Here is a 17,239-nt window from a genome sequence, read left to right as displayed (position 1 = left end):
CCTTCCGTGCCGCGTCACCATGGAAGCATGGAGGGAGCCCGCGACCGTCTCGACGCCGAGCGGCGGCAGACGCTGCGCCGGCTGGCGAACCTGACCAGCGACTTCGACGCCGTCGTCGCCGCATCGCGCGACACCAATGCCGACGACGAACACGATCCCGAGGGTGCGACCATCGCCTTCGAGCGCTCGCAGGTCGACACGCTCGTACGCCAGACCCGGCGCCGACTCGGCGAGATCGAGGCCGCCGTTGCGCGGCTCGACGCGGGCACGTACGGCGTCTGCGAGGTCTGTGGCGGCCCCATCGGGGAGGGTCGGCTGGAGGCCCGGCCGGCCGCGCGCACGTGCATCCGGTGCGCCTCCGCGTAGGATCCCAACGCTGCGAACAGGCGCGAGCAGGCGCGAACAGGAGTGCACCATGGTGGCGAGCCGATCCGCTCGGGAACGGAAGGCGGCGACCGAGGCCGGTCCGCTGGCGAGGGTGAAGATCGACCTGGGCGTCGACGAGCAGTTCGTCTACAAGATCAGCTGCACCGCGTGCACGGTGAAGGGCGACCGGGCCTGGTCGGCGTACCGCCCCGGCGACGACAACGGCTACATGGCCGCGATGGATCGCTGGATCTTCCACCTCAAGCAGCGTCATCCCGATGCCGAGGCGCCGTGCCTGGCCTACACCGAGGCCGCCGAACAGCGGCTGCAGGAGCGGCGTGAGCGGCTCGAGGGCCGCCGTCCGTAGGACGACCGCCGGCAGGTAGCGGCCGGGCCGCTACGGTCGAAGACATGTCGGCCGAGGTCACGACGTACCGCTATGTCCGCTTCGCCCTGCTGGCGTTGCTGCTGGCCCTGACGGTCTCGGTCGGTGCCGAGACCGTCCGGTCGGGGTGGCAGACCTCCCTCAGCGCCTACTACTACACCGCGGCCGGTCCGGTCTTCGTCGGCGCGCTGACAGCCGTCGGCGTCTGTCTGATCGCCCTGCGGGGATTCACCGACGCCGAGGACGTGCTGCTCAACCTGGCCGGGATCTCCGCGCCGATGGTCGCGTTCGTCCCGACGCCGGAGGCGGGACGGCATCCCGATGTCGCCGCCGTCGAGAACAGCGCGCTGACCTTCCTGGCGGTGCTGGCGCTCGGGTACGTCGTGGTCCTGGTGGTCGGACTGAGACGGCGCGCCGAGGGCTGGCCCACCCGGTGGGGCCTGTTCGGGCTGATCGCGACGGCGCTGGCCTGGGTCGTGGGCATCGCCTGGATCCTGCTCGACCGGCGGTCGTTCGCCGCTCACGCCCACGCGCTGGCCGCCGTGGCGACGTTCGTGCCCTTCGCGGGCGTCGTGGTGCTCAACACCGACTGGGGTGTGCGGGTGCTGGCAGGGGCGAGGGAGCCCAGTCGCACACGCTTCGACGCGGCGTACTGGGGGATCGGCGCGGGGATGGTGGTCGCCGTGCTGGTCTTCGCCGGCCTGCATGCCTGGACCTACGCGCTGCTGGGCCTGGAGACGGCGCTGCTGGCCCTGTTCGGCGCGTTCTGGGTCCTGCAGACGATCGACCTGTTCGACGCCGACCGCGACCTCGCGCGCTGTCACCCGGCGGGCGGTGACGTGCGGAGCGCCACTGTCACCGGCTGACAGTGGCGCTCCGCGACGCGTTGCTCGAGGCGGCGTCAGCCGGCCGACACGTCGCCACGCCAGGCGCCGGTCTCGCCGCCCCGCGACTCGATGAACTGCTTGAAGCGCTCGGCGTCCTTCTTGACCTGGTGGTCGTCGATGTTGACCGCTGCGCCGATCTTCTCCACCAGGTCCGAGGGCTCCCAGTCGATCTGGATCATCACCCGGGTGGAGTTCTCGTCCAGGCGGTGGAAGGTCACCACGCCGGCGTGCTTGGAGTCGCCACCGACGCTGCGCCAGGCGACGCGCTCGTCGGGGTGCTGCTCGGTCACCTCGGTGTCGAACTCGCGGTTCACCCCGGCGATGTTGGTCACCCAGTGGTTGTGGGTGTCGTCGATCTGCGTGATCGACTCGACGCCCGTCATGAACTGCGGGAACGACTCGAACTGCGTCCACTGGTTGTAGGCGACGCTGACCGGGACGTCGACGTCGACGGACTGCTGGATCTGGCTCATGGCTGCTCCTTGTTCGTACGGCGTGGGGGCACGCTCCCGTTCCCGAACCCGCGGGTGTCGAAACGGCCGCCTCGACCAGGGTGTCCGAGACGGTGCGGGAGCTGCGAGGACGATGCGCCGGCGGGGCCAGCCCGGCCGTAGGGTGCAGGCATGAGGTTCGAGCTGGATCCGGCAGCCGGCGAGCCCGGCGCAGAAACGGGCGCAGAAACGGGCGCAGACATCGCGGCTGCGGTACAGCAGGCCATCGACGCGACGGCGACCGCCTACACCGACGACGCGCGGATCGACGTCGAGGAGCGGCTGCGCGGCGAGCTGCGCGAGCGGGGCCTCAAGGCCTCCGACGAGGCAGCGATCGAGGAGCTCGCACGCGACGTCCGCTCCGGCCACCACGTGTCCGTGCTCTGAGTCCAGGGCCCGCCCAGGCGGGGCGGTTCCGGGTCGCCCCGGCGGGGTACCACGCGGTGGTGCGAGCCGAACCCACCCGCCGAGACGGCGCGAGAGCCTGGCCGCGAGCCGGGTCGGCGCTCGTCCTGCTGCTCCTGCTCGGAGCCCTGCTGCCGCTCGCGGGTCCAGCGCCCGCGGCAAGTGCCGCCGGCAGCGGCGCGCGCGCAGCGGGGCTGCAGACGGCGCAGCAGGTGGGGCAGCAGGTGGGGCAGCAGGTGGGGCCGGCGAAGGCCGCGTCCCGCCCGGTCGTCCGGGTCGGCACCGAGGGCACCTATCCGCCGTTCTCTTTCGTCGACCCCAAGAGCGGTGACCTCACCGGCTTCGACATCGAGGTGGTCCGCGCCGTCGCACAGGAGGCCGGCTGGAACCTCTCCTTCACCAAGGGCACGTTCGACTCGCTGTTCCCGGCCCTGGACGCAGGCCGGGTGGACCTGCTCGCGGATCAGATCACGATCAACCCCGACCGGCAGGCGCACTACCTGTTCAGCACCCCCTACACGTACTCGCACGGGGTGATCGTCACCGCCGCCGACAACCACGACATCACCTCGCTGGCCGACCTGAAGGGCCGCACCGCTGCCCAGTCGCAGACCAGCAACTGGACCCAGGTCGCCAAGGACGCCGGTGCCAAGATCCAGTACGTCGACGGGCTCGACCAGGCGGCTGCGCTGATCGCCCAGGGCCGGGTCGACGCGACCGTGAACGACAACATCGCGGTGCTGGACTACCTGGAGAGCTCGGGCTCGACCAAGATCAAGGTGGCGGGCAACGCCGGCGACGAGGTCAGCAAGCAGGCGTTCGCGTTCCGGAAGTCCAGCGCCACCCTGCGCGACCAGGCCGACCAGGCGCTCGCCGCGCTGGCCAAGGACGGCACCCTGGCGAAGATCTCGCAGAAGTACTTCGGCGCCGACGTCACCGTGCCCAACTCCGGCAAGGTCAAGGTCAAGGCCTCCGACACCGGCCGCAGCACCTGGCAGGTCGTCCAGGACACCGCCTGGCCGATGCTGCGGGAAATGCTCAAGGGCACGATCCCGCTGACGGTCATCAGCTTCCTGGTCGGACTGGCGATCGCCCTGGCGGTCGCCCTGGCGCGGCTCTCGACGTACCGGCTCCTGGACGTGCCCGCCCGGATCTACATCTCGATCATCCGGGGCACGCCGTTGCTGGTGCAGCTGTTCATCGTCTTCTACGGCCTGCCCGAGCTCGGCGTGCGGCTGCCCAGCTTCCTGGCGGCCTGCCTGGCGCTGAGTCTCAACGTCGGCGGCTACGCCGCCGAGATCATCAGGGCGGCGATCCTCTCGGTGCCGCGCGGGCAGTTCGAGGCCGCGACGACGATCGGGATGGACCACTGGCAGACCATGCGACGGATCGTGCTGCCGCAGGCGGCGCGGATCGCCGTCCCGCCGCTGTCGAACACGCTCCTCTCCCTGGTCAAGGACACCTCGCTGGCCTCCGTCGTCCTGGTCACCGAGCTGTTCCGCGAGGCCCAGGTCGCGGCGGCTGTGAGCACCCGGACGATGGCGCTCTACTGCCTGGCGGCGCTCTACTACTGGGTGGTCTGCTACATCATCTCGCTCGGCCAAGGCGCGCTGGAGCGGCGCGTGGGGAGGTATGCGACATGACCGGGACACCACCGGTGCGGGCCGGGCTGGTGGAGGTGACCGGGCTGGAGAAGTCGTTCGGTGACCGCCAGGTGCTCCGTGGCGTCGACCTCGGCGTCGACAGGGGTTCGGTGACGGTCCTGCTCGGGCCGTCCGGCTCCGGCAAGACGACGGTGCTGCGCTCGCTCAACGTCCTGGAGACGCCCGAGCGGGGCAGCGTCCGGATCGGCGAGGCGAGCGTCGACTTCTCCGCGCTGCCGAAGGACAAGGGTGAGCGACGCCGCCGGATCAGGGCGCTGCGAGCCCGCAGCGGGATGGTCTTCCAGGCGCACAATCTCTTCCCGCACATGACGGTGCTCGGCAACCTGGTCGAGGGGCCTTTGCACGTCCAGCACCGCCCGCGCGAGGAGGCGGTGGCCGAGGCCCGGGTGCTGCTGGACCAGGTCGGTCTGGCGGGCCGGGAGGATGCCTACCCGGGCCAGCTGTCGGGTGGGCAGCAGCAGCGCGTCGGCATCGCCCGCGCGCTGGCGCTCAAGCCCGAGGTGCTGCTGCTCGACGAGCCCACCTCGGCCCTCGACCCGGAGCTGGTCGGCGAGGTCCTCGGCGTGATCCGCGACCTGGCCGCCGAGGGCTGGACGCTCGTCATCGTCACCCACGAGGTCCGCTTCGCCCGCGACGTCGCCGACCAGGTGCTCTTCCTCGACGGGGGAGTGATCGCCGAGCGCGGCGGCCGCGAGGTGCTCACCGACCCCAGCGAGGAGCGCACCAGGCGGTTCCTCGCGCGGGTGCTCGAAGCCCGCTGAGCGCGGTGTGCTGTCCAGCGTGAGCCAGAGGTCACGCTGAGCACCACGAGGCTGCGCGGACATCGGATGGATCACAGCGGTCCCTTCCTGCACTGGAGAGATGGGCCGGCGTTGCCGGACCCGTCGACCGGCCTGCGGGCCACCGAGCGGAAGGCGGTTGCGAGGTGAGGGCTCATCTGCGCGGCACCGGTCCGGGAGGGTCGCCGTGACCCTGCCTCTCACCGAGTCGCCGGCGGTCTCCGACGACCCGACCGGAGCCGCCGACGCGGCCGCGCATCGGGCGAGGCGCGCCGGCAAGCGTGCCTTCGACATGGCGGTCGCCGCGGCAGCGCTGGTGGCGCTCTCCCCGGTGTTCCTGGTGCTCGCGCTCCTGGTCCGCTGCTCCAGCCCGGGGCCGGTGTTCTTCACCCAGACCCGCGTCGGAGTCGACGGGAGGCCGTTCCGAATGGTGAAGTTCCGCACGATGCGGGCCGATGCGGAGCGGCTCGTCGTCACGCTGACAGCGCTGAACGAGGCCAGCGGGCCGCTGTTCAAGATCCGGCGCGATCCGCGCTTGACCCGGGTGGGGCGGTGGCTGCGGCGATCCTCCCTCGACGAGCTGCCCCAGCTCTACAACGTCCTGACCGGTTCGATGTCGCTGGTCGGCCCGCGACCGGCGCTGCCGCACGAGGTGGCGGCCTTCGACCGGTCGGCGCACCGGCGGCACGCGGTCCGGCCCGGGCTGACCGGGCTGAGTCAGGTCAGCGGCCGCAGCGACCTGGACTGGGAGCGGACGATCGCCCTGGACCTGCACTACGTCGAGCACTGCTCGCCGTCGTTGGACCTGGTGATCCTCGCCCGGACGGTGCTCGCGGTCGTGGTCGGCCGCGGCGCCTACTGAGGGTCGGCGTGACGGCCCGCCAAGAAGTCGGGGTGCCGGTGGATCAGCCGGCTGTCCGGACGGCACTGGAGTGACATGAGTTCGATACAGGAGGTCCCCGACGTGAGCACCCTGCAGCAGCCCTGGGCGGGGCCGCAGGTCGATGCGGCGCTCGCCGCGGACATCGCCGTACGCCGCCCGCGGGGCTTCGACCACCGTCTGGCCGGGCACCCGCTGATGAGCATCGACGCGATCGCCGAGCTCGGGCAGGAGCTGGGGCCCGACTCGATCTCGGCCGAGGACGCGGTCAAGCCGCTGGTCACCGCCGAGCCCGCCTTCCGCGAGCTCGCGGCCGAGGCGATCGCCGACCGGATCCGCTCGCTGGCGGCGGCGGACTCGTGGTTCACGCTGCTCAACATCGAGCAGGAGCGGGCCTACCGCGAGCTCGTCGACGAGCTCGTCGAGGGCGTGGCGGAGCGCGCGGGGCTGGACCCTGCCGGCCTGCGCAGGCGGATGGGCTTCGTCTTCGCCAGCTCGCCCGGCTCGGTGACGCCTGCCCACTTCGACATCGAGCACAGCCTGCTCATGCAGCTGCGCGGCAGGCGCCGGCTCTCCTTCGGACGGTTCGGCTCACCGGAGGTTCGGGAGCGGGAGATCAACCGGTACTGGACCGGCTCCTCCTTCGGCCGGCTGGAGTCGATGCCGGAGCCGGTCAGCGAGCTCGAGCTCGGCCCCGGCTCGGGTGCCTACATCCCGCCCTACACGCCGCACTGGCTGAGCAACGGCGAGGAGGCGTCCTACTCGCTGACGGTGACGTTCTTCGAGCGCTCCAACGAGGACGAGTCGCGCGTCCAGGTGCTCAACGAGCGGCTGCGGCGCCTCGGCATCACGCCCAAGCCGTACGGCGCCGCGCCCGCCCGCGACAGGTCCAAGGCAGCGCTGATGCGGTGGTACGCCGGGATGCGCCGGCGCGAGGAGACCTCACGCTCGCACTGAGGGCGAGGCGTCACGGCGTGCCCGCGACGCCCGCGACGCGAGCATTGCCCGCCCGGCCCGGGCAGCCCGGATCCTGCGCACCGCCCGACGCAAGCCGGCCTCGACCGTGAGCACGGCCCGGGCAGGGAGCCCGTGGGCCGCGCGGAGCCGCAGCAGCGGCCGCCGACCCGTCGCGAAGTGGTCCTTGTAGCCCTCCTCGCCACGCAGGAGGTCCACCTCGGCGTACTCCCCGGCGGCGGTGTCGATCACGCGGTCGAGCAGCACCGTGCCGGCGCTGCCGTGAGCCGGATCCAACGACCGGGCCACCTGGTAGAGGCTCAGCCGGTCGCCGACGCCGAACGCGATGCTGACCGCGAGCGGTTCGCCGCCGGCCTCGATCACGTCGAGGTGACACTCGCCGCAATCCACGCCCGCGAGCACGATCCGGTCGAGGACTGCGGCGTACCCGATCAGGCGATCCCTGTCACCGCGCGCCTCGTGCAGCGCCCAGAAGGCCGCCAGCGCGCTCGGCACCTCCTCGGGCGGGATCCGGCGATGCTGCGCGCCCGCCTCGGACAACCGGCGCGCGGAGCGCCGCAGGTTGCGCCGGAAGCTCGCGGACAGCGTCGCCGGGTAGGCGTCGGAGCCGGCCCCGAGGGTGAGGTACGGAGCCGCGTCGACCGCCTCGCCCTGCCGGCCGATCGCCCGGGCCAGCAGAGCACCTGCGGCGAGACCGTCGAGATCGAGCAGCCGCGACCCGCGACCGCGGAACCACTGCGCGAAGGCCCGTGCCACGGCCGCCTCCTCGCCGGGCGCGGCCAGGAGGTCGAGGTGGTCGGGCGTGAGGACGCCCTGCCCGAGGAACCTGTACCGCGGCACCAGCAGATGCCGATCGACGGCCAGCGCCACGCCGCCGAGGAGGACCTCGCCGCGCAGGAGGAGGACGTACGCCGGGCGGGCGTCGGACGCGCGTGAGACCGCGTCGAGCCACCAGCTCCGCAGGAACGGCGAGCCCGTGGCAGCAGCGAGCGCATCCCACTGCGCACGGAGCCCACCGACGTCGGCGACCAGCCGGAGGTCGAGCCCGACGTCTCTCACGGCGCGCAGACTACACAGGGCGGCCAAATTGAGCAGGGCTTTACTCGGAATTGCAAGCATCTGCAGGGGTTTCGGCATAAATCTTCGTTTTTTGCGTAACCTGTTCGTCTTCCTCGCGTTGAGGTTTCCACCTGACACTCTCGGGTCGTGCTCGGGTCACATGCGTCACCCCTCCAGACACTGACACCCCGCCACCCATGGGAGCAGGACACACATGACCGCGGCATACGACCGTGCCGAGGCGGTCGAACCCGACCTCGGTTCGACCGTCGGCATACCCGACAACGTTCGTCCCCTGCGACCGATCCGACCGATCGTCGCTCCGCCCACGGACGCCGAGCTGCTGCGCCGCTGCCGCCACCAGGATCCGGAGGCGTGGCAGCTGCTCGTGGAGCGCTACGAGCGGCTGATCTTCTCGGTCGCCCTTCGCAACGGCCTCAGCCGCGAGGACGCTGCGGACATCACCCAGACGACCTTCGTCGCGCTGATCGACAGCCTCGACCGGGTCCGTGACGAGGAGCGGCTGGCGTCCTGGCTGATGACCGTCGCCCGCCGGCAGGCGTGGCGGCTGCGGAACACCTCCCGCCGTGCGATGCCGCTGGAGTCGGCTCCCGAGCTGGCCGAGGACCCGCTCTCGGACTGGGACACCCTGGTCACGCTGCACGACTCGCTGAGCACGCTCGGCGGCACCTGCCGCGAGCTGCTGCTGGCGCTCTACTTCGATCCCGAGGAGCCGAGCTACGTCGACATCGCCCAGCGTTTCGGCCGGGCGGTGGGTGGGATCGGCCCGCTGCGCGGGCGCTGCCTGGCACGGCTGCGCGAGCTCATGGCCGAGAGCGAGGCCATCTGATGGCCGCCCGGACACCGCGCTTCGCCGAGCTGGTGGACTGGGTCGAAGGCCGGCTGAGCGCCACCCGCGCCGCCGAGATCGAGGCCCAGGCCGCCCACGACCCGGAGACGGCCGAGGCGGCCGCCTGGATCGGTTCCTTCCACGACGCCGCCCGGGTGATGCCGCTGGAGACCCCGCCGGAGCCGGCCCGCGCCGCGCTGCGGGCACTCGTCGCCGAGCGCACGGCACCCTGGCGGCCGACGGCGTACTCGGTCGGCGCGCTGGCGTTGAACGGAGCGGCCGCCACCGCGCGGGGCACTCGCTCGACCGACCTCGACGCCGGGGTTGCCTCGATCCTGGACCTCGTCTTCGAGACCGAGCTGGGTGCCGTGCGGCTCACCGTCCTGCCGGGCCCGGACGGGAACCTCGTGCGGGTGACCACCGAGCGGCCGTTGCCGGCCGATCCCTCGACACGCCTGGTCCTGACCGACGGTGAGCGGGTCCGGGCGACCGGGACGCCGGTGGCGGCGACGGAGCTGGAGGCCCGCGACGTCAGGGGGGACGTCGATGCTGTCTGGCTGGTCCACGGGGAAGGCCGGATAAGGCTGGACCTGCCGCAGCGGTGAGGACGAGGGACGGGGCGGGAGCGATACCGGGGAGCAGGGCGACATCCGTGGGAGGAACCGAGAGGGAGACGGCTCGCAGAGCCATCTCCGATGCTGAGGCGCTGGTCGGGAGCGACCCGAAGCAGGCGCTGAGACTGCTGGACCGTGCCGTCGGGGCGCCGGTCCGGCGGCTCGATCCGACGTTGAGCGCGCGGGCGAGCTATCTGCGCGCGCAGCTTCTGTGCGAGCGCGGTCGCTTCGGGGCCGCCCTCGACGCGGTCCATGCGGCGCGCCGGGACTGGCTCTCCGCGGGGCGGCGCCTGGACGCGCTGAGCACGGACATCGGCAAAGCCACCGTGCTGCACGAGCTCGGCGACTACCGCCAGGCCGTCAACGTGAGCGTCGGGCTGCTCGAGCAGATCGCGTCGTTCAACGCCGAGCCGGGCCAGATGGCCACGATCGCCTCGATGACAGCGCGGACCCACAACAACCTGGGGAACTCGTGGAGCCGGATGGGCGACCACGATCGGGCCCTACGCCACTACGACGTCGCGGCGAACCTGTTCCAGGGTCTGGGTGAGCCGGTGCAGCAGGCCTCGGCCGACGCCAACCGCGGACTGGCCTACCTCCGCCTCGGGATGGGCCACCGTGCGCTCGACGAGCTGACCCGTGCGGAGCAGATGCTGGTCGCCGAGGGGAGGCGGCTGGCGGCGGCGAAGTGCCGCATCGACATCGCCGAGACCCACCTGCACCTCGACCAGGTGGAGGACGCGGTCGCGATCCTGATCGACCTGCGCGACACCCTCGAGGCCCTGGACGCGAAGCCCGAGCTCGGCCGACTCGGCCTGACCCTGGCCAACGCCTACCTGCGCGGGCACCTCCCGCACGACGCACGCCGCGAGGCGCAGGCCGCCGCGGACATCTTCGCCGACCTCCCGGCCACGGGGGAGTACGGCCGTGCCACCTACGTCTCCGCCCTGGCCTCGATGGTCCTCGAGGAGGATGACGCGGCCGACCGTGACCTCACCGTCGCCGCCCGCCTCTTCGCCGACTGTGGCGACACCGGCTTCCAGGCCCGAGTGGACCTGGCGCGGGCCCAGCTCGCGGAGCGGCGCGGCGACGCCGAGGGCGCCCGGACGCTGGCCGCGAGCGCCGTGGAGCAGCTCGAGGGCGGCCGCGACATGGTCCCGGCGACGCTCGCTCGGCTGCTCCTCGCCCAGGCCTGCCCGGTGGACGAGGCCGAGCAACACCTGAACGTGGCTGCCGAGAAGATCGCGATGCTCGGTCTGCTCGCGCTCGTACCCTCCCTCGAGTTGGCACGGGCCCGGCACGAGCGCCGTACCGGTGAGAGCGAGCGGGCCGTCGAGCGGCTCCGGCTCGCGCTGGCGCGGACCGCCGAGCCGGCGCCCGTGCTCGGCGAGGTCGACCTACGGATGGCGGTGCAGGGGGCCCGCACCGAGATCTACGACGAGCTCGTCGACCTGTTGCTGGCCGACGGGTCGCCGCGCCGGATCGCCGAGGCGTGGCAGTGGTCGGCCGTCGCCCGTGCCCGGACGCTGGCCCAGTTCATCGCCCAGGCCGTGCGTGCGGCAGGGCCCGGCGGCGACGTCGCCCTCGGTGCGGCCGCGCCGGACACGACCCCGGCCTGGACCCGCGACCTGCCGGCCGGGTGCGGCTCGCTGCCGGCGATCCCGGAGGGTCCGGTGCTGCACTACCACGTCCTCGGGACCGACGTCGTCGCCTTCGTGGTCCGTGAGGGCGAGGTCCACGCCCGCCGACTTCCCGGGGCCCGCGCGACCTCCCTCTCGCTGGTGGCCGAGTGGCAGGCCACCTGCGCCGAGATGAGCAGCGCCGCCCGCGACCGTGTGCCCTCGGGGTCCGCCGCCTTCGACCGGGCCCGGCTCGTCCTCGCGGACCTGCACCGCCTCCTCGTGGCCCCGGTCGACGACCTGCTGGACGACCTGTACGGCGAGCCGCTGCTCGTGGTGCCGCACCGCCACTTGTCCTCGGTGCCGTTCGAGGCGCTGCAGGACCGTGGCGAGCCGTTCTCCGCACGGCACTCCCTGGTGTTCGCGCCGGGACTGATGCCGGACCTGGATGAAGCGGTGCCGGATCCGGTGCCGGGAACCACCCTGGTGCTGGCGGTGCCGGACGCGAAGGCGCCGCAGATCGAGCGCGAGGCAGCGGTGGTCGGCGAGCATCGGCCGCACGCCGACCTGTACCTGGGGGAGAAGGCGGTCGCCGACGTGCTCCTGGGCCGCGCGCCCGGCAACGAGATCGTGCACCTCGCGTGCCACGGCCGGTACTGGTGCGCGAACCCCTTCTACTCCGCGCTCGAGCTGGCCGACCGCTCCGTGACAGCGGCCGAGATCATCCCGGCGAACCTCGCCGGCTCGCTGGTCGTGCTCAGCGCCTGTGCGGCCGGGCAGAGCTCGGACGGCGCCGAGTCGACCGGCCTCGGCTGGGCGTTCCTGGCCGCGGGGGCGCGTGGCGTGGTCGCCAGCTCGTGGGCCGTCGAGGACGACGTCGCCGTCGACCTCATGGCCGCCTTCTACCGCCACCTGGCCACCGGGGCGACACCGCGCGACGCGCTCGACGCCGGCCGCGCGGAGGTCCGCCGTACGCATCCTCACCCCTATTACTGGGGCTCGTTCCGCATCACCTGCTCGCCTGCAACAGCCCTTTCGGAAGGACTCTCCTGATGACCAACCGCATCTGTGTCGCGCTGGCCGCGGCCGCGATCGCCACTGCCGGGACCGTGGGTGTCACCCTCGGCGGTGTCGCCGCGACCGTCGCGGCCGCCGGCTCCGTCGACGACACCGTGACCCAGGTGGTCGCCTCGGAGGTCGCCGGCACGACGCTGGTCTCCTCGGAGACGGCGTCGGGGTCCACGGTGATGATGGAGCACGGCAGCTGGTGACCCCGGCCTGCTGACGCCGTCAGGGGTCGAGCCGGTCATCGGGCGGCTCGATCTGCGCGTCGTCGTCCGCGTAGCCGAACGGGTCGTCGTCGCGACAGCCGCTCGTGCGACCGGTGACGCCACGGCGCTCCACCCGGACCAGCTCGTGCAACGCCGCGTGCACCCGCTCGGACTCGTCCAGCCGGGTGTCGAGCACCTCCAGCGCGAGCGCTCGCAGCTCGTCGGCCCGCTGCTGCGCCTCGGCGACGATGGCGCGCGCCTCCTCGCGGGCCGAGGCCAGCCGGACCGCGGAGAGCCGGGCGACGGTGGTGCGCAGCCGCTGGGCCTCGCGTGCGACCAGCAGCAGCAGCTCGGCGGCAGCGGTGCTGTCGAGCTCGTCGGCGTGCTGCAGCCGCTGGAGCAGAGCGTCGATCGTCGCGTGCGGGAAGCTCGGCGGCCAGCTGCCGTCGGAGCCGGGGCGGTCGGGCTCCGACCGGCCGGGACCCTTGTCGTCGTCGTTCGTCGGACATGCGTCAGCCGTCGGGACCATGATCATCAGCGCGACCGCCGCGAGGTACGGCGGGCACCGTGCACGACGGTGCCGATCACCCGGGTGTCGACGTCGCGGAGCAGCTGCACAGCCGTCGCCAGCACGCGCGGCCGGACCCGACCCGCGGGGACTGTCAGCACGAGACCGCCGCCGATCGCCATGATGCGTGCGTCGTCGGACTCGGTGACGGGCGCGGCGTGGATGAGCACGACGTCGTACTTCTCGTCGATCTCGTCGAGGAACGCGCCGAAGCGCATCTCCAGCAGGCTCGGAGCGGCCAGGTCGACGTTGCCGAGCGGCACCACGGTGACGCCGTCGACCGGACCGGTCAGCCGGGCGCCGTCGAGGGAGACGGTGCCGGCGAGGATGTCGTAGAGACCGGGCAGGGAGGTGGTGTCGAAGACGGGGTGCCGGTGCTTGGCCGAGCGGTTGGCGTCGACGAGCAGGACGCGGTGGCCCACCTCGGCGAGGGTGACGGCGAGGTTGACCTCCAGCCAGCCGGCCCACGGGTCGGTGGCGGCGGGGGCGACCACCAGCGAGCGCGTCGGCCGGTGCACGGAGGCGAACTCCAGGGCGACCCGCAGGGCACGCAGCGAGGGGAACTCGCGGCTGCCCGGCTCCAGGGCGGGCACGCCCTTGGCGTCGGTGGGCCGGGCGATGACGCCGAGGACGCCCGCTCCGGTCTCCTCGGCGACCTCCTCGGCGGTGTCGACGGTGCGTGCGGCCCGGTCGTAGACGAAGGCAGCGCCGACGGCGAGGGCGAGCGCGAGCAGGGCGCCGGCCAGCACGACCACGGGCACGTCCGGCGAGGCGAAGGAGTCCGGCACCGTCGCGGGCTGGGTGGTCGTCAGGTCGAGGCCGCCCTGACCGGGGTCGTGGGCGGGGAGCGCGGCCGCGACGGCGTTGGCGATCTGGGCGGCCAGGCGCGCGTCCTGGTCGGTGACCGAGACCTGGATCAGCACGGTGCCGTAGACGACCGACCCGCGCACCTCCCGCTGCAGCTGGGCCAGTGAGCGTGAGGGCACCGCCCGCTGGACCTGCTCCAGCACGGGCCGGGAGTGGGCGACGTCGGCGAGGGTGCCGAGGAGGTCGTCGTACCCGGCCGGGGACTGGGTCAGGCTGGCCGGCGGGGTGGCGGCGACACGCGCCGCGGCGGTGTACTGCCGCGGTGTCAGCGCCAGCACGGCGGCGACGGCTGCAGCGACCACGACGAGCATGAGGCCGGCGACCAGGCGGCGTCGCCACAGCACGGCGAAGAAACCGCGGACGCCGTCACCGGCCGGCTGGTGCCGGTCGACGTCCTTGTCGGTGAGGATGGTCTGCATGGCGAGAACCCTTTCGTCAGGCCCCGTGACACACGGGAGGCGAGGCTACGGGGGAGTGGCGAGGAACGGCGTAGCCCAGGACCGCACTGATCCGGGTACCGCGGGGGACGGGGTGGAGCAGCTGCATCCGCAGCACTCGGGTGGCGCCGGGCGTGAAGCAGTAGAAGCGCCCGGAGATGACCGCGACGAGGTGACCCGTGCGGTCGGTGAGGAAGGCCTGGCCGGCGACGTACGGGCCGATCGAGGCCGGCGCGGTGAACCGGGCGGTGACGACCGCATCGGTGCTGGTCCGGCTCAGCGTGGCCGTGCCGACGCGGAGCTTCGGCGCCGGGGCGTCGGTGAGGCGGCGCCGCGCGGGCAGCACGTCCAGGTGGACCGAGCCGACCGCTGCAGCGTCGTGCGGCAGGTTGACGAACAGCCCGAAGCGCTTGCCGGGCGACAGGCCGACGACGGTGCAGCACGTCGAGCCGGTCGCGCCGGTGGTGCGGGTGATCACGTGTCCGCGCCGGTCCAGCACGGTGATCCGGACCCGCGCGTAGTCGACGGTGCGGGTGCCGGCGTTGCGCACGACCAGCGAGAGCAGGTCGCCGTCGACGCCCCAGGAGAGGGGGTGGAGGTCCACGGCCCCCGCGATGGGGGAGGCGGGGGCCGTGGACGTCGGGAGGGCGGCGCTGCTGGCCGCGGTCGACGTGGTGCCGGTGGCCACGTCGAGTGCCGGCGGAACGGCTGTCCCCCTGGTGGAGGCGCCGCAGCCGGTCAGGAGGAGCGCCACCGCGGCGGCGCCGGCGAGGGCTGACCCGAGACGTCTCATCGACGGCCTCCGGCCAGGGCGGCCGAGCCCGCGGAGGCGTGGCCGGCACCGGGGCGGGAGCCGCCGGAGACCGGCCCGGCCAGGCCCGTGTAGCCGGCGCGGTAGCCGGCCAGCATCCGCTCGGCACCGAAGCGCGCGGCGACGGTGGCCCGGCCGCTCGCGCTCAGCCGCATCCGGCGGGCCGGGTCGCGGATCAGGTCGCGCAGCGCCACGCCGAGGAGCTCGGCGGACCCCGGCTGCACCAGGTCGATCGCGTCGCCCAGAGCGCTGCGCAGGTCGCCGACATCGCTGGCGAGGACGGGTACCCCGAGCGCCATCGCCTCCAGGACGCTGATCGGCAGGCCCTCCCACGACGTCGGCAGCACGGCGAGGTCGGCGGCGGCCAGGATGGTGGGCACGTCGTCGCGCTCGCCCAGCAGGTGCACCCGATCCGACAGACCGGCAGCCCGGACGTCGGCCTCGACCGACGGCCTGGTCGGGCCGTCACCGACGAGCAGCAGCACCGTGTCCGCCGGCAGCGAGGGAAGAGCCCGGCGGAACGCCTCGAGGAGGAGGTCGTGTCGCTTCTGCAGGACCATCCGGGCCACGCACACCAGCACCGTCGCCGTCTCGGGCAGGCCGAGGAGTGCTCGGGCCGGCCCCCGGTCGGGGGCGTGTGGCGTCGCGATGCCGTTCTCGATGACCGAGAGCCGCTCTGCGGGTACGCCGCTGGCCAGCAGCCGGCGGGCGACGTCGGACGACACCGCGACGACCTCGTCCGCGGCCCGGCGCACGATCGCCGCGGCGGCCGCGTACGACCGGTCCGGGACGCCGTGGACCGTCACCATGATCGGCGCCGACCCGCCGATCGCGAGCCCGGCGACCAGCGCGGCCTTGACGTTGTGGGCGTGCACCAGGTCGGGGTGCTGATGCCTCGCCGCGGCGCGGAGACGGCGTACGGAGGCGAGCAGATCCGCCGGACGGCGCCCCTGCAGCCGCAGCGGCACCACCTCGGCTCCTGCCGCGGCCAGCGGCGCGAGGCGGAAGCCGCCCGCCGAGGCGATCGTGCTGTGGTCGCCGGCGCGCAGCTGGTCCAGCACCAGGGCCTCGGCCAGGGTCTCGGCCCCACCGGAGCCCATCACCGGGATGACGTTGAGGATCCTCATCGGGCTACCTCCCTGTAGACGTCGAGCAGTCGGTCCGCGCAACGCGCTGCCGTGAGGTCGCTCAGCGCTCGTGCGCGGGCGGCGTCGCCCAGCAGCGATCGCAGCGCCGGGTCCCGTGCCAGCCGGTCGAGGGCGGTGGTGAGCGCGCGGACGTCGTCGGTCTCCACGAGCAGCCCCTCGACGCCGTCGCGGACGACCTCGGGCAGGCCACCGGCGCGGGTGACGATCGCCGGCAGGCCGAGCGCCATCGCCTGCAGCAGCGCCAGCGGGCAGGCCTCCGCAGCCGACGGCAGGACGAACAGGTCGGCCTCGGCGAGCGCCGCCTCCGGCTCGGCGAGGAAGCCGGTCAGCTCGACCCGGTCGCGCAGGTGCAGGGCATCGATCGTCGCCTCGACCACCGCTCGCTCCGGTCCGTCGCCCACCAGGCGCAGGCGCAGGCCGGGCACCTGCGCGACGGCACGCACGAGCAGGTCGACGCGCTTGACCGGGGCCATCACGCCGAGCCAGACGGCCAGCGGTGCGGTGGTGTCGGGGGTGGGATCCGCGCCTCGGGCTGCGCGAACGGCGCGGTCGTGGCCCGTGTCGCCGCCCGTGTTTCCGCCCGTGTCTCCGGCTGCGTCGATGGCTGCGTCGACGGTCACGTCGACGGCCACGCCGTTGGGCACGACGACGACGCGGTCGGCGGGTACGCCGACGTGCCGGCGCGCGTAGGTGGCGACAGCCTCGCAGGGTGTCACGACGACCGATCCCGAGAGCCGGGCGAGCTGGCGCTCGGCGCGCAGGTAGGCCAGCCCGTCGCGTCGGCGGCGCGGCGCGACAGCGACGTTCCCGGGCACGAGGTCGGCCAGTGAGTCCGGAACACCGTGCAGCGTGTACACGCACGGTGTCGCACGGCGCGCCCACAGCCGACCGAGCAACCCGGCGCGGCGGTCCTGGGCGTGCAGCACGTCCGGCCGCAGGCGTGCGAGGTGGCGCACGACGGCGCGGCCCCCGCGCAGATCGAGGGCACCGCTCATGGCAGCGCCGTGCCAGTGCGCGGAGCTTCCCCGGAGCCGATCGGCGTAGTCGCCTGGTGGACCGATCAGGTGGCTGTCGTGCCCACGCTCGGCGAAGGCGAGCGCCATCTCGACGGCATGGTCGACCGGGCCCCCGCGGGCCTGGGTGATCAGCTGGACGATGCGCAT

General features: G+C 73.2%; 19 protein-coding genes. 12 read left to right on the top strand and 7 right to left on the bottom strand.

Features of this window, described 5'->3' with window-relative positions; genetic code table 11:
* Positions 1-27: 27 nt before the first annotated feature.
* From P5P86_RS13710 to P5P86_RS13700, 3 genes are read left to right on the top strand one after another with little or no spacing between them, the layout of a single operon-like run.
* Positions 28-366, top strand: coding sequence for a TraR/DksA family transcriptional regulator (locus P5P86_RS13710; RefSeq protein WP_280608002.1), 339 nt, complete (start codon positions 28-30; stop codon positions 364-366).
* A 49-nt stretch (positions 367-415) separates the two neighbouring features.
* Entirely contained in the window at positions 416-733 is a 318-nt protein-coding gene (locus P5P86_RS13705; RefSeq protein WP_280608001.1) for a hypothetical protein, read from the top strand.
* A 44-nt stretch (positions 734-777) separates the two neighbouring features.
* On the top strand, positions 778-1,617 hold the full coding sequence (locus tag P5P86_RS13700; protein WP_280608000.1) for a hypothetical protein: 840 nt from the start codon (positions 778-780) through the stop codon (positions 1,615-1,617).
* A 35-nt stretch (positions 1,618-1,652) separates the two neighbouring features.
* Here the strand turns inward: P5P86_RS13700 and P5P86_RS13695 are convergent, their stop codons facing one another.
* Positions 1,653-2,111 carry an SRPBCC family protein gene (locus P5P86_RS13695; RefSeq protein ID WP_280607999.1) on the bottom strand — a complete coding sequence of 153 codons (459 nt, stop codon included), beginning with the start codon at positions 2,109-2,111 and terminating at the stop codon, positions 1,653-1,655.
* 150 nt (positions 2,112-2,261) lie between these two features.
* Between P5P86_RS13695 and P5P86_RS13690 the strand changes: the two genes are divergently transcribed.
* From P5P86_RS13690 to P5P86_RS13670, 5 genes are all read left to right on the top strand, one after another.
* Positions 2,262-2,516, top strand: a complete 255-nt coding sequence (locus tag P5P86_RS13690) for a hypothetical protein (RefSeq protein ID WP_280607998.1) — start codon at positions 2,262-2,264, stop codon at positions 2,514-2,516.
* Positions 2,517-2,575: 59 nt separating this feature from the next.
* Positions 2,576-4,177, top strand: a complete 1,602-nt coding sequence (locus P5P86_RS13685; RefSeq protein ID WP_280607997.1) for an ABC transporter substrate-binding protein/permease — start codon at positions 2,576-2,578, stop codon at positions 4,175-4,177.
* 26 nt (positions 4,178-4,203) lie between these two features.
* Positions 4,204-4,959, top strand: coding sequence for an amino acid ABC transporter ATP-binding protein (locus tag P5P86_RS13680; protein ID WP_280611264.1), 756 nt, complete (start codon positions 4,204-4,206; stop codon positions 4,957-4,959).
* 205 nt (positions 4,960-5,164) lie between these two features.
* Positions 5,165-5,839, top strand: a complete 675-nt coding sequence (locus tag P5P86_RS13675; protein WP_280607996.1) for a sugar transferase — start codon at positions 5,165-5,167, stop codon at positions 5,837-5,839.
* Between the two features lie 102 nt (positions 5,840-5,941).
* Complete coding sequence (locus P5P86_RS13670; RefSeq protein ID WP_280607995.1) at positions 5,942-6,814, top strand: JmjC domain-containing protein; 873 nt, start codon at positions 5,942-5,944, stop codon at positions 6,812-6,814.
* Here the strand turns inward: P5P86_RS13670 and P5P86_RS13665 are convergent.
* On the bottom strand, positions 6,800-7,891 hold the full coding sequence (locus P5P86_RS13665) for a GNAT family N-acetyltransferase (protein WP_280607994.1): 1,092 nt from the start codon (positions 7,889-7,891) through the stop codon (positions 6,800-6,802). The two genes, P5P86_RS13670 and P5P86_RS13665, sit on opposite strands and share 15 nt — an antisense overlap.
* A gap of 214 nt (positions 7,892-8,105) precedes the next feature.
* Here P5P86_RS13665 and P5P86_RS13660 point away from each other — a divergent pair, with 214 nt between their 5' ends.
* The 4 genes from P5P86_RS13660 to P5P86_RS13645 are packed head-to-tail and all read left to right on the top strand — an operon-like array spanning position 8,106 to position 12,245.
* Positions 8,106-8,741: an RNA polymerase sigma factor gene (locus P5P86_RS13660; RefSeq protein WP_280607993.1), complete on the top strand. Its 636-nt coding sequence runs from the start codon at positions 8,106-8,108 to the stop codon at positions 8,739-8,741.
* The gene (locus tag P5P86_RS13655) at positions 8,741-9,346 is read left to right on the top strand and encodes a hypothetical protein (RefSeq protein WP_280607992.1); all 606 of its coding nucleotides are present in this window, start codon (positions 8,741-8,743) and stop codon (positions 9,344-9,346) included. The genes P5P86_RS13660 and P5P86_RS13655 overlap by 1 nt, the downstream gene beginning before the upstream one ends.
* 47 nt (positions 9,347-9,393) lie before the next feature.
* Positions 9,394-12,027, top strand: a complete 2,634-nt coding sequence (locus P5P86_RS13650) for a CHAT domain-containing protein (RefSeq protein WP_280607991.1) — start codon at positions 9,394-9,396, stop codon at positions 12,025-12,027.
* Positions 12,027-12,245, top strand: a complete 219-nt coding sequence (locus P5P86_RS13645; RefSeq protein WP_280607990.1) for a hypothetical protein — start codon at positions 12,027-12,029, stop codon at positions 12,243-12,245. The genes P5P86_RS13650 and P5P86_RS13645 overlap by 1 nt, the downstream gene beginning before the upstream one ends.
* A gap of 19 nt (positions 12,246-12,264) precedes the next feature.
* Here the strand turns inward: P5P86_RS13645 and P5P86_RS13640 are convergent, their stop codons facing one another.
* From P5P86_RS13640 to P5P86_RS13620, 5 genes are read right to left on the bottom strand one after another with little or no spacing between them, the layout of a single operon-like run.
* Positions 12,265-12,780 (bottom strand): ATP synthase subunit B family protein, encoded by a 516-nt coding sequence (locus P5P86_RS13640; RefSeq protein WP_280607989.1) that lies wholly within the window; start codon positions 12,778-12,780, stop codon positions 12,265-12,267.
* The gene (locus P5P86_RS13635) at positions 12,780-14,099 is read right to left on the bottom strand and encodes a Wzz/FepE/Etk N-terminal domain-containing protein (RefSeq protein WP_280607988.1); all 1,320 of its coding nucleotides are present in this window, start codon (positions 14,097-14,099) and stop codon (positions 12,780-12,782) included. The genes P5P86_RS13640 and P5P86_RS13635 overlap by 1 nt, the downstream gene beginning before the upstream one ends.
* Before the next feature lie 16 nt (positions 14,100-14,115).
* The gene (locus P5P86_RS13630; protein ID WP_280607987.1) at positions 14,116-14,910 is read right to left on the bottom strand and encodes a hypothetical protein; all 795 of its coding nucleotides are present in this window, start codon (positions 14,908-14,910) and stop codon (positions 14,116-14,118) included.
* Positions 14,907-16,055, bottom strand: a complete 1,149-nt coding sequence (locus P5P86_RS13625; protein WP_280607986.1) for a glycosyltransferase — start codon at positions 16,053-16,055, stop codon at positions 14,907-14,909. Before P5P86_RS13625 ends, P5P86_RS13630 begins: the two co-directional genes overlap by 4 nt.
* On the bottom strand, positions 16,052-17,239 hold the full coding sequence (locus tag P5P86_RS13620) for a glycosyltransferase family 4 protein (RefSeq protein ID WP_280607985.1): 1,188 nt from the start codon (positions 17,237-17,239) through the stop codon (positions 16,052-16,054). Before P5P86_RS13620 ends, P5P86_RS13625 begins: the two co-directional genes overlap by 4 nt.

The organism is Nocardioides sp. BP30, from assembly GCF_029873215.1.
GTDB lineage: Bacteria > Actinomycetota > Actinomycetes > Propionibacteriales > Nocardioidaceae > Nocardioides.
Note: the sequence above shows the minus strand (reverse complement) of the source record. Positions and strands in the feature narration are given on the sequence as shown.

Coding starts and splice junctions, on each gene's coding strand:
- P5P86_RS13710 (WP_280608002.1), top strand. CDS start 28: ATGGAGGGAGCCCGCGACCGTCTCGACGCCGAGCGGCGGCAGACGCTG.
- P5P86_RS13705 (WP_280608001.1), top strand. CDS start 416: ATGGTGGCGAGCCGATCCGCTCGGGAACGGAAGGCGGCGACCGAGGCC.
- P5P86_RS13700 (WP_280608000.1), top strand. CDS start 778: ATGTCGGCCGAGGTCACGACGTACCGCTATGTCCGCTTCGCCCTGCTG.
- P5P86_RS13695 (WP_280607999.1), bottom strand. CDS start 2,111: ATGAGCCAGATCCAGCAGTCCGTCGACGTCGACGTCCCGGTCAGCGTC.
- P5P86_RS13690 (WP_280607998.1), top strand. CDS start 2,262: ATGAGGTTCGAGCTGGATCCGGCAGCCGGCGAGCCCGGCGCAGAAACG.
- P5P86_RS13660 (WP_280607993.1), top strand. CDS start 8,106: ATGACCGCGGCATACGACCGTGCCGAGGCGGTCGAACCCGACCTCGGT.
- P5P86_RS13655 (WP_280607992.1), top strand. CDS start 8,741: ATGGCCGCCCGGACACCGCGCTTCGCCGAGCTGGTGGACTGGGTCGAA.
- P5P86_RS13645 (WP_280607990.1), top strand. CDS start 12,027: ATGACCAACCGCATCTGTGTCGCGCTGGCCGCGGCCGCGATCGCCACT.
- P5P86_RS13640 (WP_280607989.1), bottom strand. CDS start 12,780: ATGATCATGGTCCCGACGGCTGACGCATGTCCGACGAACGACGACGAC.
- P5P86_RS13635 (WP_280607988.1), bottom strand. CDS start 14,099: ATGCAGACCATCCTCACCGACAAGGACGTCGACCGGCACCAGCCGGCC.
- P5P86_RS13630 (WP_280607987.1), bottom strand. CDS start 14,910: ATGAGACGTCTCGGGTCAGCCCTCGCCGGCGCCGCCGCGGTGGCGCTC.
- P5P86_RS13625 (WP_280607986.1), bottom strand. CDS start 16,055: ATGAGGATCCTCAACGTCATCCCGGTGATGGGCTCCGGTGGGGCCGAG.
- P5P86_RS13620 (WP_280607985.1), bottom strand. CDS start 17,239: ATGCGCATCGTCCAGCTGATCACCCAGGCCCGCGGGGGCCCGGTCGAC.